This window comes from Actinomadura luteofluorescens (genome assembly GCF_013409365.1).
Classification (GTDB): Bacteria; Actinomycetota; Actinomycetes; order Streptosporangiales; family Streptosporangiaceae; genus Spirillospora; species Spirillospora luteofluorescens.
In genome coordinates this window covers 2,588,956-2,603,692 of sequence record NZ_JACCBA010000001.1, presented here as the reverse complement: position 1 = coordinate 2,603,692, position 14,737 = coordinate 2,588,956, and the positions used below count along the sequence as shown (strand labels likewise).

Genomic DNA, 14,737 nt, shown 5'->3' with positions numbered 1-14,737 from the left:
GCGTGCTCCCTCGGACGCGCCGCCGTCCAACCGTGGCGGGGGCCGGTCAGGAGGCGGCGAGGGCGGTGAGGAACCAGTCGATCTCGTCGCGGGGGTGGTCGGGCGGGGCCCAGCCGTTGACGGTCGACAGCAGGGTCAGGTAGCGCTCGCGGCGCGGGTCGTTGGCGCCGGTCAGGTAGGCGGCCAGGCGGGCGCGCAGGGCGGGGGTGTCGGGGCGGTCCTGGAACTCCGCGTAGGCGGCGACGACCGCGGTGACGGCCTCGGCCGCCTCCGGCGAGTCGGGGGCGACACCCGCGGCGAGCAGCGGGCGGGCGGTCTCGGTGACGCGCGCGACGGCGTGTTTGCGCGGCGGGCCCTTGGGGCGGCGGGCGGCCTCGGCGGTGTGGTCGTTGAACAGGTCCCGCATCAGGGTGCGGAAATCGGGGTCGCGGGTGAGTTCGGCCAGTTCCACCCAGGCCGCCAGCTGCTCCGAGGTGGGGTCCTCGGGCAGTTCGGGGGCCAGGGACCGGTGCAGGACGCGGGGCATCGGGCCGGTCTCGGGGGCGCCGAAGGAGCTGGTGAGGAAGTCGCCGACGAGGTCGCCGCGCTCGGCGGCGGACAGACGGGCGAGCCGGTGCATCAGTTCCATCTCCTCGGGGTCGCTGCCGCGCCGGGCGGCGATGGTCAGGACCGCGTGCCGGAGCCGCAGCATCCGCATCTGGACGGCCACGGCCTCGGCGTGGGCGGCGGCCGCCTCGGCGGCCGGCACCTCGCGGTCAACGATCTTCTGGACGGTGGCCAGGTCGATCCCCAGCTCGCGCAGCGTCCGCACCAGGCCCAGCCGGGCCACGGCGTCGGACCCGTAGCGCCGGTGCCCCGACGCGGTCCTGCGCGCCGGGACGATCCCGCGTTCGGTGTAGAACCGCACGGCCTTCACCGTGATCCCGGCGCTCCGGGCGAGTTCGCCGATGGAGTAGCTCGCTTCGCCGTCCATGGCCTCAGCGTGGCATCTCCCCTCAGGGGAGATTCAAGGGAGGTCCGCGGGCGGGTTGAAGCGGGACGGGACGGGGTCGCTCCAGCGCAGCGGCACGGCTCCGGCGATCTCGACGACGCCGGTGACGGTGAACTCGACCAGCCGCTCGGCGCCCGGCACCGCGGCGGCGTGCGCGGGGTCCCAGTCGGTGCGCGCGGTGCCGGTGAGGTGGAGCACGCCGCCGGTGCGCCAGTCGCAGAAGAGCAGTCCGGCCCGGGGCTGGACCTCCAGGTTGCCCAGCGTGTTGAACATGGCGTTGCCGATGTAGTCGGGCCACCGCAGCACGGTCGGCGACACCACGTCCACGAATCCGGGCGCGCCGCCGCGGTGGGAGGCGTCGGCGTCGCCGTCCAGGTCGGCGGTGGCGATGAAGAAGGTGTCGGCGCCGCCGATCCACCGCCGCTGGTCGCCGGTCAGAGCGCGGGACGGGCGCGGCGGAGACGGTGCGGCCGGTTCCCACCGCGGCTGCCGCTTCTGGATGTACTTGGGGCAGTTGGAGTACACCTGGTCGAGATCGACGCGCAGGCCGTGCCCGGTCGGGACGGCGCGGCCGTTCATCCGCATCCGGCGGTGCCGGGCGGGTTCGATGGCCAGCATGCCGACCGGTGCCGGGCGCGTGAGCCGGTCGTGCAGCGGATCGCCGGGTCCGGGTCGGGCGCCGATCGCGAGGGCGCGGTCGTCCTCGGCGTGCAGGAAGCCGGGCTGCCCGGTGACGAGGGTGGCCCACAGGCGTCCCTGGTCGTCGGCGGCGCCCAGCACCAGCATCGGCTGCTGGAGCAGGAAGCCGCGCGCCACTTCGGGGATCTCCGCGCGGACGGCGCGGGAGGAGAACGCCCCCTGGTCCAGCAGGCCGGCGCGCCGCTGGGCGGCCCGTTCGCCTTGGTGGTAGACGTCGGCCGCCACAGCGGCCTCCTTTCGACGTGCCGGTGGGGTCAGAAGAATCCGCAGGTGGGGGCGGCCCCGCTGGGCGCGGGAGCGGTGTCGGCGCCTGCGGGCGCGTAGATCTCCAGGCGGGTCCCGTCGGGGTCGGTGAAGAAGATGCCGCCGGAGGAGACGCCCTCGCCGTGCGGGACGACGCCGTCGTGGGCGAATGTGGCGTCCAGTTCGCGCAGCACCTGTTCGGCGGCCTTCACCTCCTCGATCGACTCGACCTGGAAGGACAGGTGGTGCAGGCCTGCCGAGCGGGTCGCGAACACGGTGTCGCTCTGCTCCCACAGGGTCAGCACCAGCCGCCCGTCCCGGCCGAGGAAGGCCCAGCGGCGGCCGGGCTCGTGCCCCTCGGCCTGCACCTCGAACCCGAATACCCGCAGGTAGAAGGGCAGGGAACGATCCAAGTCGGTCACGTTCAGCCCCACGTGCCCCGTCTGCAGAGTCTTGATCGCGACCGTCTCCATGGCACTCCTCACGAACCCGGGGCACTCGCGCCCGGCGTCAATCTAACTGGCTAACTGAAGATAAGAGGTTAGATCGTCAACGTCAACCGGCTAAGTCGCGATAGGTGGGTAGAATCGCGGTGTGCAGCCGGAAGACGGACTCCCGCAGCGGGACGCCGCGGACCCCCGTCCGCTGGTGGGGGAGCCGCTGTGCCTGGACCTGCTCAACACCCGGTGGGCCGAGGACGGCGTTCCCCGCGACCTGCTCGACTCCACCGGCGGCCTGGCCGTCTGGCTCCGGTCGGCCGGCCTGGACGGGCGCGCCGCGGCCGACCGGGCGACGCTCGACGCCGCGCTGCGGACCCGCGAGGTCCTTCTGGCGCTCGTGGAAGGGGGCCCGTCCCCCGAGGCGGTGGGCGCGCTCAACCACGTCCTGGAACGCGGTGCTCTGCATTACCGATTCGGGTCGGGCGGCCCGGAGAGCCACCCGCGAACCGACGATCCCGCGTGGCTGCCGTCATGGCTGGCCGCCGCCGACTACCTGCGCCTCGTCGCCGAAAGTCCCGGCCGGGTCAAGGCCTGCGCACACCCGAACTGCGTACTGCACTTCCACGACACGACCAAGAACGGCACCCGGCGCTGGTGCTCCATGGCCGTCTGCGGGAACCGGGCCAAGGCCGCCCGGCACTACGAGCGCGCGAAAACCGAACGCTAGGGACGCGGTGGTGAACCGGGCGCGGCCGCCTCGTCCGGCCGGCTGATCGAGTCGATCAGGGCGGTGCGGACGGCGTGGACGGCGGGGGAGCGCCAGCGGGAGGACGGCTCGGCCAGCCAGAGGTGGTGCCGGGACAGGCCCGCGGGCGGAACCAGTTCGGCGAGCGCGCCGGCGGCGAGTTCGTCGGCGACCGTGACCGTAGGCAGGAGCGCCACGCCGAGGCCCGCCGCCGCACAGCGCTTCGCCGTCTCGATGCCGCCGAAGCGGGGCGGGTTCGCCGTGGGATCGGCGGCCGCCACCAGCGCGGCGATCTCGTCGCTGTAGGAGCAGCCTTCCTCAAGGAGCAGGACTCCGGTCGCGGCCAGTTCCGCAGGGGTCAGGGGGCGGTCCCCGGGAAGCGGCGTGGACGCCGCGGCGACGAGTGACAGGGGCTGCGGGCCGAGATCGACCAGGTCCACGCCGGACGGGTCGGGCGAGGGGGCGAGGACGAGGGACAGGTCGGCGCGGCGGTCGGCGAGCGCGGTGAGCGCGGTCCGCGTGTCGGCGGGGAACAGTGACAGGGACACGTCCGGGAGCCGCGCCCGCATCCGGGGCATGAGGGGCGCGAGCCAGTAGGCGCAGACGGACTCCGGCGCCCGGAGCCGCACCGGGCCGGACGGCTCGGTGGCGGCGGCGGTGACCTCGGCGAGCATCCGCTCCTGGAGGTCGAGGACGCCCCGGGCGTGCTCGGCGAGCAGCGACCCGGCGCGGGTGGGGGAGACGCGGCCGGGCCGGCGGTCGAGCAGCGGCGTCCCGGCGAGGCGCTCCAGCGCCTGGACGTGCGCGGTGACCGTGGACTGCACGAAGCCGAGCTCCGCCGCCGCGGCCGTCATGCCGCCGGTGCGCAGGACCGCCAGGAAGGTGGTGAGGAGGCGCGTGTCCATCGATTATCCCGATGCCTTGGATCAACAATCATCGTTGGACGCGATGGTAGTCGCTGGAGCAGACTTCCCGCATGAGCGACATCGCACGAGCACTCCGCTACACCGCTTTCGACGTGGACGGCGAGGGCGGCAACCCGGCCGGGGTCGTCCTGGACGCCCAGGGCCTGGACGCCGCGAGGATGCAGGAGATCGCGGCAGAGATCGGGTTCTCCGAGACGGCCTTCCTCGTGGACGAGGGAGGGGCGCCCGAGCGGTTCGCGATCCGCTACTTCAGCCCGCTGGCCGAGGTCGCCTTCTGCGGGCACGCCACGATCGCGACCGCCGTCGCGCTGGCCGAGCGCCGGGGGACGGGGCGCCTGCGGCTGGGCACCCCGGCCGGGGAGGTCGGGGTCGAGACCCGGGAGGCGGACGGCCGCGTCCAGGCCACCCTCACGAGCGTCCCGCCCACCGTCCGGGCCGTCGAGGAGACCGACCTCGCCGAGGCCCTGGACGCGCTGCGCTGGAAGGCGGGGGAACTCGACCCCGGGCTGCCGCCGCGCATCGCCAACGCCGGCAACGACCACCTGGTCCTGGCGGCGTCCACCCGCGCGCGGCTCGCCGACCTCGACTACGACACGGACGCGCTCGGCGGGCTCATGGCGCGCCGCGGCTGGACGACCGTCCACCTCGTCTGGCGGGAGAGCGGGACCGTCTTCCACGCGCGCGACCCGTTCCCGCCGGGCGGGGTCGTGGAGGACCCGGCGACCGGCGCCGCCGCGGCGGCCTTCGGCGGGTACCTGCGCTCGCTGGGCCTGGTCGCCCCTCCGGCCCGGATCACCATCCGCCAGGGAGAGGACATGGGCCGCCCCAGCCGGCTGCTCGTGGACGTCCCCGCGGGGGACGCGGGCATCAGCGTGAGCGGGACCGCCGCGCCGATGGGGTGACCGGCGGTCCGGGAGCGTCCAGTAGCGTCGGGGCATGCCGCACTCGACCGCCGCCGTGACCGCAGACGATCTCGACCTCGCCGTTCGGCTGGCCGTCGCCGCCTTGCGGGAGGCTCCCCCGGAGGCGTGGAGCGGGAAGGCCGGGTCGCTCGAATGGGACTGCTGGGAGACCGTCGAGCATCTCAGCGACGACCTGTTCGCCTACGCCGCGCAGATCGCGCCGAGGACGCCGCCGATGGACGGCGAGGTGCCGTTCGTCTGGGAGAGCCGGCGGCCCGGCGGGCCGGCCAACGCCGTCCACGCCGACAGGAGCGCGGGGCCCGCGGGGCTCCTGCAGGTTCTCGACGCGTGCGGTGGGATGCTGTCCGCGGTGGTCCGCCACACGCCTCCCGACGTCCGCGCGCACCACACTTTCGGCGCCTCGGACGCCGAGGGGTTCGCCGCCATGGGGATCGTCGAGACCCTCGTCCACATGCACGACCTGGCGGAGGGGCTGGGGCTGACGTGGGAGCCGCCCGCAGACCTCTGCGCCCGCGTGCTGGGACGTCTCTTCCCCGGCGCACCGCACGACACCGACCCTTGGCCGACCCTGCTGTGGGCCACCGGTCGAGGGGACCTGCCCGGGCACCCGCGCGTCACGTCATGGCGCTGGTACGGGAGCCCTCGCGGCTGACTGCGCGGGGTCCGGCCAGCGCCGGTAGTGGAAGGCCGGTTTCGGGTGCATCAGGAAATCGTGGTGGGAGATGTTCCAGGCGTAGGCCCCGGCCATGGTGAAGGCGATGACGTCCCCTGGCGCGAGAGAGGGGACGAGGACGTCGCGCGCGAAGACGTCCTTCGGGGTGCAGAGCTGGCCCACCAAAGTGACCGGACGTTCCGGGCCGTTCGCGGTGAGGGCTTTGAAAGGCTGGTCGTGGCCCTTCGTCACGGGGGTCCTCAGATGGTGGGTGCCGCCTCGGAGAATGGCGTAGGTCTCGCCTCGCGTGGTTTTCACGTCCAGGACGTCGGTGACGTACCAGCCGTGGTAGGCGGTCATAGCCCGTCCCGGCTCTATGCGGATTTTCACGGGGATGCGGCTTAGACCCGCCCCGTAGGTCTGCCAGTCGAAGCGGGATTCCGGGGCGGTGTAGTCGACCGCCATGCCGCCGCCGACATTCAGCTCGGGGTCGTCCACTCCTTGGGAGCGCAGCCAGGGGATCGCCCATTCCGCTATCTGGTGGGCGAGGCCGAGCATGACCGGTGCTTCCAGGCCAGAGGCCAGATGTGCGTGAACGCCTCGGAGCGTGAGGTTCGGATATCCGGCCAAGAGGCGGGCGCAATGGTCGAGGGTGTCCTCGTCCATGCCGAAGGGGCCGCCCATGGTGAGGGCGGCGTTCGGTGCGTGCACCGGGAGATTCGCGCGGAGCAGGATGTCGGCCGGGCCGAGGGCGCCCAAGCGGGCCAGTTCGTTCGGACTTTCCACGTGGATCCGGTCGGCCTTGAGCGTGCGAGACAGGGCCAGTTCGTCGGCCGTTTTCCCGGGCCCGCCGAAAGCCACGGGCATGCTGGGGAGGGTCTCGCGGACGTGGGCGAGTTCGCCGCCGGACGACACCTCCACGCCATCGACGTGAGGCGCGAGAGTCCGGAGGATCTCGGGGTCCGGATTGGCTTTGGCGGCGTAGTAGACCTCCGTTCCCGGCAGTGCCGCGCATATGGCGCGGACGTGGGATTCGAGGCCGGGCAGGTCGTAGACGTAAGCCGGGTACCGGTCGAGGTTCAGCGCGAACTCGTTCACAGCGGTCGGGGCGCCGCGAGCGGGTTGGGGACGGGGACATAGGCCGCGCCGCGGTCGGCCGTCCGTGACCAGCGGGTGCGGAGATTCGCCTTGGCAGGCAGCGGAACGCCGGCTAGGAGAGCCCTCACCTGGGGGTGGCGGTCATAGGCGGCGAAGTGCTTGCGCGCCGCGTGCCAGAGGGGCTCGTCCAGGGACGGATGGAGGTCGGCCACGGCGGCGGCTACCTCGGTGAGGTGGTTGACGAGGAGGCAGTAGACGACGCGGTTCCAGCCTCTGTCGGGGGCGTACGTGAGGCTCTCGGCCACGCGGGAGGGAAGATGCGACAGATCCCAATGGCCGGTGGTCAGTTTGGTGCCCTCCATGTCACGGAACACGGCGTGGACGGGCATGCCGTCAGCGTCGACGCACATCAGAACGTTCTGCAGGTGAGGTTCCAGGACGACGCCGTGGTCCAGATAGGCGCCCAGCACGGGCGGTGCCACATGGGCTACGTATGCGTCCCACCAGGCTTGGGCGCTGTCCGGGGACGACAAGGCGGGCAGCCCGGCGAGGAGCTCGTTGTAGGGGTCTGCGAGAGCACCCGCGAGGAGAGGCGTTCCGGGAAGGGATCTGACGCCTTGACGCAGGATCACCCCGAGCCCCTCGTACAGGCGGCGGTCCGGGAGGGCGACGCTGCGGTAGGCGGGTTCTCTGAGGAAGGTGGCGTTCAGCTTCTCCAGGATGGGCGGCAGCAGCTCATCGAGCGTCATCGCGCCGGTCAGTTCGTACCAGGCGTTCTTGCGGACGCAGTTGGTGATGCGCACATCCAGGCTGAACTTGCAGAACACGTCGGCGTCCGGCAGGTACGCGGTCCGGACCGACGAGGTGGGCACCGCCTCCATGCCGGACGGGCCGAGATTGACCAGAGAGCCGTTCGCAAGTGCCCTCTGCAAGACAGGGTTGTCCGCAAGCAGGGAGAACTGCCACGGATGGACAGGAAGCAAACGACGTCCCGTGGGCGCCGAGGGGCCATGCGTCTCCAGAGCTGTGAACGCCTCCGCAGCCCCTTCCTCAGCTACGAGCTCCGCAGGAACGGCAAGCCACAGAGGACGGAACCGAACCCTCGTCTCGGGCGCGTACGGTAGCCACTCCTCCGGCGAACCCTGGCGGGCCTTCGGAGACGGGTGGAACCGGTGCCCAGCGACAAGAGACTGCTCTGAGTCGATGTAGCGGTCTTCAACGGACTCGCCCCTGGCGGCGAGGATCGCTGTGAGCGCGGTGTGGCTGTCACCCACCTGGACGAGGAATTCCGCGTTCGGGGAGCCGGTCGCCAACTCCAGTTCGCCCGCGACCAGGTTCGCCAGCCTGTCCCAGGGAGCCGGTATCCACTCGTCCTCGCGGCGCTCCTCGTAGGGCGGTGCCAGGCGGTGGCTCGCCCCGACGGGGGGACGGGCCAGGCCCGCGCGCAGCACGACCCCCGCGCGGGGCAGCCGGAAGACGAGGCGGCCACCGTCCGGCCAGACCTGCTGCTCGGGCCCGCACACCTCGCGGATCAGGCAGTTGAGCAGCGCGGTCGCGGTGGCGTCGTCGGCCGTGACGGCCGGTCCTGTCAGCAGCACGTCGTGTCCAGTAGGTAGTTGGGCCCCGGTGGGCCGTAGTGCTTGTTGATGTCGGCCGCGCCGGTCCTCGCCTTGTCGACGAGGGTCCCGGCGGTGACCATGGCCTTGCCGGGCAGCGTGCCGGCGTCGAGCGTGCGGGCGCGCAGGAACGCGTCCTGCGGCCCGAGCGCCTGGTCGAGCCGTTCGCGGATCATCCGGAGCCCGGTCCGCCAGGGGAGCAGGCCCCGCTCGGCCAGGCCCAGGGCGGGCGCCGCGGCGCAGAGGTGCAGGGTGATGGTGACGAAGACGCGGGCGAGGGCCTCGGGATCGGAGGTCGTCATCCGGCGGTCGATGAGGTCGCGAGGGTCCGTACCGGGGGAGGGCGGGACGCGTTCCCGGAAGCGGGACGGGTCTATCAGCGCGCCGTCGTTGTCCTTGATGAGGAGGCGGAGCGGAGAGTCGTCCAAGACGAGCGCGACGTTCTGCTGATGCGCCTCCAGAGCGATGCCGTACCGGAACAGCGTGACGTTCAAGGAGAGCAGCGCCGACAGGTAGGCGCCGAAGAGCGCTTCGACGTCCCAGCGTTCGATGACGTGACCCTGGTCCGGTGCCTCGGCGAGTAGGGCCGCCACAGGGACGATGTGCGCGTGCGCGGTCTCAGCGGGGAAGCGCCGGACGAGATAGCCGAGAAGCGGGTCGTCGGCATGGCCGTAGGTCTGTTCGTCGGCGAGGAGGACGGGAAGCGAGGGCTCCTCTGAGAGGACCTGGCGCAGGATTCGTTCGACGAGCGCGCCGTCCGGGAGGGTGCCGGGCATGATGGTGCGCCGGTTGCGGAGGCCGAGGGTGCTCGTCGGCAGTGGCATCTTCACGTGGTCGAGCGGTGCGGCCGCGACGGTCCGCATCGACAGGGTGGGCGTGACCTGCAAGTAGGGATCGGGTGCGAGCGAGACGCCGGGCAGAGAGCCGACCTGCCGAGCCGCCAGCGGGTGGACGGGAAACAGCGCCCCATCGACGTCGTCCAGGCGCAGGCCCACGTCGGACGGCGCAGGCCACCACCCGGGGAGCGTTCCGGTCCGCGTCGCGTTCCGCACGGCCGCCCAGCGCAGCGGGAAGGACGGCGCGAACTCGGGCGCGTAGCGGCTCAGCTCGGCCAGGGACAGCCCGGAGCGGCTCCGGCCGGCCGGATGCACGGGGTGGTCGTTGTAGGCCGCCAGCGTCTCGTAGAACGTGCCGGGGCCCGTCCGCAACTCGGCCGGGAGACGCCCCAGCCGCCGGTGGACGGCCGGGCGCGCGTCGTCGTGCAGCTTGATGGTCGCCAGGGCCTCACGGCACTCGCGCTCGAACGACGCCGTGTCGTCACGCGGGTCGGCCACCAGACGAACGGCATGGAAGACGTCCCTCAGCCTTAGGCCCTGCCCAGGGTCCACGACGAGCGTTGAAAGGAAGGCGGGCCGGGCTTCCACAAGACGCACGGAACGGCCCGGAAGCTCCAACGTGTTGCCCCGGACGAAGCGTCGTAGGCCCGCGTAGTCCTCCCTCAGCAACGCGTCCAGGACACGCGCCGCCAAGAGCCCTTCGACGTCGTGACCGGTCACGCGATCGTCCAGTCGTGGGTCGCGCGGAACCGCGCCAGGGCGGCGTTCACTTCGTCCTGCCCTGGTCCTATGGCGCGCACGGTGCCCAGGTAGTCGCGATTGGTCCGGGTGAGGGAGACCGTGTCGCCCACCGCGCGCTGAGGGCGGTACGCCAGCCGCACCGGGCCGTCGTCCATCTGCAGGGGACCGGGCGCGGCGACGAGCGTGCCGCAGCGGTCGGCTATGACCGGCTCGGCGACGGCATGGCGCGGACGGGGGACCGGCCGCCCCGGAAGGGCCTCCCCAAGATGCACACGCAGGATCTGCTCGAAGAGGGGCACGCCCAGCAGGTCGGCCAGCAGGAAGTCGCAGTGGTCGCCGATCAGCCGGTAGTTCACCTCGATGATGCGGGCGCGCCCCTCGTGGACGACGAACTCGGTGTGGCACGCGCCGAAGCCGACGCCCAGCGCCTCCAACTGCCGCAGGACCTGCGCCGTCTCCGGGGGAGGGGGAGCCCACTCAAGGCGCTCCTCCACGAAGAACGGCGGCGGCGAGAGCGTCGTGCGGAACGACCCCAGCACCCGCGGCTCCCACCCGTCGCCCAGCGTCTCCAGCGTGTGCAGGCGGCCCGGCAGGTACTCCTCGGCCACGAGCGGGTCGCCGCGGCGGGCCCTGATCTCCTCCACCCGGCCGGCGAGTTCCGTGGCGTCGTGGACGAGGAACACGTCCTCGCTCGCGACCCCCTCGCGCGGCTTGAGGACGAGCGGATACGGCGCGTCCGCCGGGACCCGCCCGGCGTCCGCCGAGAAGACTGGGTCGAGGGCCGCCAGGTGCCGCCGCATGAGCGCCTTGTTCTTCGCGCGGGCCGCCGCCCGCCAGTCCTTGGCGGGCAGGCCGAAGTACGCGGCGGCCAAGGCGGCGGGCGCCTGGAGGAAGTCGCTGTTGGAGAAGACGGCCGCGGGCTCGCCCCCGCCGCACGCGGCGGCGTCCCCGACGCGCGCGATGATGTCGCGGAAGTCGGAGACGTCGCACTCGACCACCGGCACGCCGGCGTCGTGGGCGGCGGGGCGGTCGGTGAGGAGCGTGACGTCGAGGCCCAGGCGCGCGGCGGCGGGCAGGAACCCGTGCGTCACCGAGTCGGTCGCCTTGCCGGCGACCAGGTAGAGAGAGGCGGCCACGACCGGCCCTTCCAGTGAGTGAGGTAAGCCTTGCCTAACTCGCAGTGATCAACCATAGTGGCCGGGGCGCCCTCCGCACGCAAGAACGATGGCACCGCGTGTCCCGGCCCGTCCCGCGATCGGCCAGGATGGGCCCCATGGATCTTGTCGACCGGTGGGCGGCGCTGGCGGGGCCCCACACCCGGCACATCGGGACCGAGCTCGACCGGCGCTACGGGGAGCCGCACCGCCGCTACCACACCCGCGCGCACCTGACCGCGGTGCTCGACCTCGTGGACGAGCTGGCCGGCCACGCCGGGGACCCCGACGCCGTCCGGATGGCCGCCTGGTTCCACGACGCCGTCTACGACCCCGAGCGCGCCGACAACGAGGAGCGCAGCGCCCGCCTGGCCGCGCGCATGCTCGCCGACACCGACCTCCCGGAGGCGGCCGTCGCGCGGGTCGTCCGGCTCGTCGAGCTGACCGCCACGCACGCGCCGGAGGAGGGCGACCGCGACGGGCAGGTCCTCTGCGACGCCGACCTCGCCGTCCTCGGCGCGGAGCCCGAGGACTACGCCGCCTACGCGGCCGCCGTCCGCGAGGAGTACGCGTTCGTCCCCGACGAGTTCTTCCGCGCCGGACGGGCCGAGGTCCTGAGCGGCCTCCTGGCCCTGCCCCGGCTCTTCCACACGCCCGCCGCACGCGAACGCTTCGAGGAGCGCGCCCGCGCCAACATGGGGACGGAGCTCCTCCTCCTCAACGCCTAACCGCCGAGCCGGACCGTCCGGGGCCGGTACGCCTTGCGGCGCCGCAGGCCCGCCTCGGTCAGCCGCGCGAGCAGCTCCTGGCAGCCCACCGCCTCGGCGCCCTGGAGCAGCGCCGCCCGGTAGAGCTCGGACGGGACGTCGTAATGGTCGCGCTCGAAAGCCCTGGGCGGCATGCCCAGTTCCGCGGCGAAGACGTGCAGTTCCTCGTAGGACACGTCACTGACCATGTGCGACCACACGCGGCCCCGCGCGGGCCACAGCGGCGGGTCGATGAGGATCAAGGCCACTCCCACGATCGAGGCAAGGGGATCCCTTACTGTGAGTGTCCGTCTCGGGGAACCCGAGGGGTCGGGACGTCTGGAGATCCCAGACAGAGGTCACTCAGCCCGACATTACGACATGCGAAGGGGCATGCAGGTGAACGACGTAGTCGCCTACATCCAGGCGGACCGCGACCGGTTCGTCGCCGACCTCAAGGAGTGGCTGGCGATCCCGTCCATCTCCGGGGACCCGGCGCACGCCGAGGATGTGCGCACCTCCGCCCGATGGCTCGCCGATTACCTGCGCGGGCAGGGATTCCCCACCGTCGAGGTCTGGGAGACCCCCGGCCTGCCGGCGGTGTTCGCCGAATGGCCCGCCGAGGACCCGCAGGCCCCGACGGTCGTCGTCTACGGCCACCACGACGTCCAGCCGGTCGAGCCGCTGGAGGAGTGGGAGACCGACCCGTTCAAGCCCGTCGAGAAGGGCGACCGGCTCGTCGGGCGCGGCGCTTCCGACGACAAGGGCCAGGTCTTCTTCCACACCCTCGGCATCCGCGCGGCGCTCGCCGCGTCCGGGCGGCAGGCCCCGCCCGTCACCGTCAAGCTGCTGGTCGAGGGCGAGGAGGAGTCCGGCTCGGTGCACTTCGCCGAGCTGCTGCGCACCCACCGCGACCGCCTCGCCTGCGACGCCGTCGTCATCAGCGACACCACCATGTGGGCGGCGGACGTGCCGTCGATGTGCACCGGCATGCGCGGCCTCGCCGAGGCCGAGGTCACCCTGCGCGGCCCGGACGGCGACCTGCACTCCGGCTCGTTCGGCGGCGCCGTCCCCAACCCGCTCCACGCGATGGCCTCGCTGCTCGCCGCCCTGCACGACGCCGACGGCCGCGTCGCCGTCCCCGGCTTCTACGACGACGTCGTCCCGCTGAGCGACGAGGAGCGGGAGCTGTTCGCCCGGCTGCCGTTCGACGAGGCCGAGTGGCTGCGCACCGCCGGGAACAGCCGCGCCGCCCACGGCGAGAAGGGCTACACGACCCTCGAACGCGTCTGGGCCCGGCCGACCGCCGAGATCAACGGCATGTGGGGCGGGCACACCGGCCCCGGCGGCAAGACGATCGTCCCCCGCGAGGCGCACGCCAAGATCTCGTTCCGGCTCGTCGCCGGGCAGGACCCCCGCACGGTCCAGGAGCAGTTCAGGGCGTGGGTCGCCGAGCGGACGCCGGCCGGCGTGCAGGCCGAGGTCCGCGTCCCGGGCAACGGCGTCCGGCCGTGCTTCTCGCCGATCGACTCGCCCGGCGTGAAGGCCGCGCGGCGCGCCATGGAGCGCGCGTTCGACACCGAGGTGCTGTTCACCCGCGAGGGCGGCAGCGGCCCCGAGGCCGACCTCGCCGACATCCTGGACGCCCCACTGATCTTCGTCGCGGTCGGGCTGGACGGCGACCGCATCCACGCCCCCAACGAGAAGGTCGAGGTCCCGCTGCTGCTCAAGGGCGCCGAGACCGCCGCGTACCTGTGGGAAGAACTCGCGGCCGCGCTGCGCTGAACACGCCGGAGAGGAGCACGATGACCGACGCCCAGGAGATGCCGCACGCCCCGCTGGAGTGGCTCGCCCTCGCGCGGGGCACGCTCGACCGCGTCGCGCTGAACCGCCGCGACGAGGCATGGCTGGACGAGGCGTGGGCGGATCCCGGAACGCGCGTGCTGGTCATCCAGGAGGGGCGGTCGCTCGTCACCTTCGAGCCCGCCCCGGCACTCGTCCTCGTCCGGCCGGACCAGGCACCGGACGGCGACCGGTGGCTCCTCGGCGTCGACGGCGACGGCGTCGCCCACTTCGGGGTGAGCGGCCCCCTGCCGGTCATCGAGGGGGCGGAGCCGGCCGGGCTCCGCCGGGTCGGCGCCCTCCTCGGCGACCGGGACTCCGGCCTGCTCACCCACGCCGTCGCCCTGGAGCACTGGCACGCCACGCACCGGTTCTGCCCGCGGTGCGGCGCCGGGACGCGCGTGGCGTCCGCCGGGCACGTGCGCGTCTGCCCCGAGGACGGCTCGCAGCACTTCCCGCGCGTCGACCCCGCCGTGATCATGCTGGTGACGGACGAGTCGGACCGCGTGCTGCTGGCCCGCGGCCCGCAGTGGCCCGCCGACCGCCGCTCGATCCTCGCCGGGTTCGTCGAACCGGGCGAGTCCCTCGAACAGGCCGTCGCGCGGGAGGTGCAGGAGGAGGTCGGGCTGCCCGTCCGTGACGTGCGCTACCTCGGCAGCCAGCCGTGGCCGCTGCCGCAGAGCCTCATGCTCGGGTTCACCGCCCGGACCGACGGGGACCTCCCGCTGCGTCCCGACCCCGAGGAGATCCTGGACGCCGCCTGGTACACGCGCGACGAGCTGGGCGCCGCCATCGACGCGGGCGAGATCGTCGCGCCGGGCCCGCTGTCCATCGCCGCCCAGCTCATCATGCGCTGGTACGGCGGCGAACTCCCCAACATGCCGCCGTTCTAAGGGCCGTGTTCCCCCAGGCCCGGCCCACTTCGCTCGCCTGGCGGCTCGCTACGTGACCGGGCCTGGGGGAACGCGGCATCGCTTCGCGATCTGCCCGGTTCCGCTCGCCTCCGGCTTCGCTGCACCGGCCAGGTCACGCGTTCGCGCGCGTGGCCGAGGCCCCGTCGAGCCAGGTTCCTAGAAGACTGCTGC

The 14,737-nt window shown here is 72.9% G+C and carries 15 protein-coding genes; 6 read left to right on the top strand and 9 right to left on the bottom strand.

Annotation, left to right across the window (positions count from 1 at the left end; genetic code table 11):
- Positions 1-46 precede the first annotated feature (46 nt).
- Genes BJY14_RS11955 through BJY14_RS11945 form a run of 3 tightly spaced genes read right to left on the bottom strand, consistent with a single transcriptional unit; the run spans position 47 to position 2,406 of the window.
- Complete coding sequence (locus BJY14_RS11955; RefSeq protein ID WP_179843678.1) at positions 47-973, bottom strand: MerR family transcriptional regulator; 927 nt, start codon at positions 971-973, stop codon at positions 47-49.
- A 33-nt stretch (positions 974-1,006) separates the two neighbouring features.
- Entirely contained in the window at positions 1,007-1,915 is a 909-nt protein-coding gene (locus BJY14_RS11950; protein ID WP_179843677.1) for a pyridoxamine 5'-phosphate oxidase family protein, read from the bottom strand.
- Positions 1,916-1,944: 29 nt separating this feature from the next.
- Entirely contained in the window at positions 1,945-2,406 is a 462-nt protein-coding gene (locus tag BJY14_RS11945) for a VOC family protein (protein ID WP_179843676.1), read from the bottom strand.
- 121 nt (positions 2,407-2,527) lie between these two features.
- Here BJY14_RS11945 and BJY14_RS11940 point away from each other — a divergent pair, with 121 nt between their 5' ends.
- On the top strand, positions 2,528-3,100 hold the full coding sequence (locus tag BJY14_RS11940; protein ID WP_179843675.1) for a CGNR zinc finger domain-containing protein: 573 nt from the start codon (positions 2,528-2,530) through the stop codon (positions 3,098-3,100).
- On the opposite strand, the gene BJY14_RS11935 is transcribed toward BJY14_RS11940, so the two are convergent.
- Complete coding sequence (locus tag BJY14_RS11935; RefSeq protein ID WP_179843674.1) at positions 3,097-4,023, bottom strand: LysR family transcriptional regulator; 927 nt, start codon at positions 4,021-4,023, stop codon at positions 3,097-3,099. The genes BJY14_RS11940 and BJY14_RS11935 overlap by 4 nt on opposite strands.
- Before the next feature lie 71 nt (positions 4,024-4,094).
- On the opposite strand from BJY14_RS11935, the gene BJY14_RS11930 reads away from it, so the two are divergent.
- Positions 4,095-4,946: a PhzF family protein gene (locus tag BJY14_RS11930; protein WP_179843673.1), complete on the top strand. Its 852-nt coding sequence runs from the start codon at positions 4,095-4,097 to the stop codon at positions 4,944-4,946.
- A gap of 34 nt (positions 4,947-4,980) precedes the next feature.
- The gene (locus tag BJY14_RS11925) at positions 4,981-5,619 is read left to right on the top strand and encodes a maleylpyruvate isomerase N-terminal domain-containing protein (RefSeq protein ID WP_179843672.1); all 639 of its coding nucleotides are present in this window, start codon (positions 4,981-4,983) and stop codon (positions 5,617-5,619) included.
- Here the strand turns inward: BJY14_RS11925 and BJY14_RS11920 are convergent.
- The 4 genes from BJY14_RS11920 to BJY14_RS11905 form a co-directional block, all read right to left on the bottom strand.
- Entirely contained in the window at positions 5,587-6,717 is a 1,131-nt protein-coding gene (locus BJY14_RS11920) for a type III PLP-dependent enzyme domain-containing protein (protein WP_179843671.1), read from the bottom strand. The two genes, BJY14_RS11925 and BJY14_RS11920, sit on opposite strands and share 33 nt — an antisense overlap.
- Positions 6,714-8,315: an IucA/IucC family protein gene (locus BJY14_RS11915; RefSeq protein WP_179843670.1), complete on the bottom strand. Its 1,602-nt coding sequence runs from the start codon at positions 8,313-8,315 to the stop codon at positions 6,714-6,716. Before BJY14_RS11915 ends, BJY14_RS11920 begins: the two co-directional genes overlap by 4 nt.
- On the bottom strand, positions 8,306-9,667 hold the full coding sequence (locus BJY14_RS11910; protein ID WP_312879154.1) for an IucA/IucC family protein: 1,362 nt from the start codon (positions 9,665-9,667) through the stop codon (positions 8,306-8,308). The genes BJY14_RS11915 and BJY14_RS11910 overlap by 10 nt, the downstream gene beginning before the upstream one ends.
- Positions 9,668-9,885: 218 nt before the next feature.
- Positions 9,886-11,046 (bottom strand): ATP-grasp domain-containing protein, encoded by a 1,161-nt coding sequence (locus BJY14_RS11905; RefSeq protein ID WP_179843668.1) that lies wholly within the window; start codon positions 11,044-11,046, stop codon positions 9,886-9,888.
- 137 nt (positions 11,047-11,183) lie between these two features.
- Between BJY14_RS11905 and BJY14_RS11900 the strand changes: the two genes are divergently transcribed.
- Positions 11,184-11,792 carry an HD domain-containing protein gene (locus tag BJY14_RS11900; RefSeq protein ID WP_179843667.1) on the top strand — a complete coding sequence of 203 codons (609 nt, stop codon included), beginning with the start codon at positions 11,184-11,186 and terminating at the stop codon, positions 11,790-11,792.
- Here BJY14_RS11900 and BJY14_RS11895 read toward each other — a convergent pair.
- On the bottom strand, positions 11,789-12,073 hold the full coding sequence (locus tag BJY14_RS11895; RefSeq protein ID WP_179843666.1) for a DUF4031 domain-containing protein: 285 nt from the start codon (positions 12,071-12,073) through the stop codon (positions 11,789-11,791). The genes BJY14_RS11900 and BJY14_RS11895 overlap by 4 nt on opposite strands.
- A 136-nt stretch (positions 12,074-12,209) precedes the next feature.
- Here BJY14_RS11895 and BJY14_RS11890 point away from each other — a divergent pair, with 136 nt between their 5' ends.
- Together BJY14_RS11890 and nudC are read left to right on the top strand one after the other, a co-directional pair.
- The gene (locus BJY14_RS11890; protein WP_312879153.1) at positions 12,210-13,595 is read left to right on the top strand and encodes a dipeptidase; all 1,386 of its coding nucleotides are present in this window, start codon (positions 12,210-12,212) and stop codon (positions 13,593-13,595) included.
- Positions 13,596-13,615: 20 nt separating this feature from the next.
- The gene (gene nudC / locus BJY14_RS11885; protein WP_246395880.1) at positions 13,616-14,545 is read left to right on the top strand and encodes an NAD(+) diphosphatase; all 930 of its coding nucleotides are present in this window, start codon (positions 13,616-13,618) and stop codon (positions 14,543-14,545) included.
- Positions 14,546-14,737 lie beyond the last annotated feature (192 nt).

Excerpts from the sequence above, each read along its gene's own strand:
- BJY14_RS11955 (WP_179843678.1), bottom strand. The coding sequence starts at position 973 with ATGGACGGCGAAGCGAGCTACTCCATCGGCGAACTCGCCCGGAGCGCC.
- BJY14_RS11900 (WP_179843667.1), top strand. The coding sequence starts at position 11,184 with ATGGATCTTGTCGACCGGTGGGCGGCGCTGGCGGGGCCCCACACCCGG.
- BJY14_RS11935 (WP_179843674.1), bottom strand. The coding sequence starts at position 4,023 with ATGGACACGCGCCTCCTCACCACCTTCCTGGCGGTCCTGCGCACCGGC.
- BJY14_RS11930 (WP_179843673.1), top strand. The coding sequence starts at position 4,095 with ATGAGCGACATCGCACGAGCACTCCGCTACACCGCTTTCGACGTGGAC.
- BJY14_RS11945 (WP_179843676.1), bottom strand. The coding sequence starts at position 2,406 with ATGGAGACGGTCGCGATCAAGACTCTGCAGACGGGGCACGTGGGGCTG.
- nudC (WP_246395880.1), top strand. The coding sequence starts at position 13,616 with ATGACCGACGCCCAGGAGATGCCGCACGCCCCGCTGGAGTGGCTCGCC.
- BJY14_RS11925 (WP_179843672.1), top strand. The coding sequence starts at position 4,981 with ATGCCGCACTCGACCGCCGCCGTGACCGCAGACGATCTCGACCTCGCC.